We start from the raw sequence: 257 nt of genomic DNA, 5'->3' as shown, positions 1-257 counted from the left end.
ACGTTTAATTTCGTCTTCAAATTTAAAAGGAACGACATTTTTACGATTGGCCAACACGTCTTCTACATTTGAAAATCCAGTCAAATGATATTGATCAATAATGAAACGTCCTTTACTATTCTTAGCATTTAATAATCCTGCGATTCCGTGACATACAGCTGAAACAATACCACCATGATTATAAATATCATTAATTGCATTTTGTGCATATTTATTATCAGGAAAATCAAAAATCACACCATGACCACCTGTAAAAT

At 31.1% G+C, this 257-nt stretch carries 1 protein-coding gene; it reads right to left on the bottom strand.

The window, feature by feature from the left end; genetic code table 11:
- Positions 1-257: type 1 glutamine amidotransferase family protein (locus tag Q4528_RS14650; RefSeq protein WP_512701000.1), on the bottom strand; the 257-nt coding region annotated here is incomplete at both ends.

The organism is Staphylococcus pasteuri, assembly GCF_030547725.1.
GTDB classification, from domain to species: Bacteria; Bacillota; Bacilli; order Staphylococcales; family Staphylococcaceae; genus Staphylococcus; species Staphylococcus pasteuri.
This window is presented reverse-complemented; position numbering and strand designations above follow the sequence as displayed.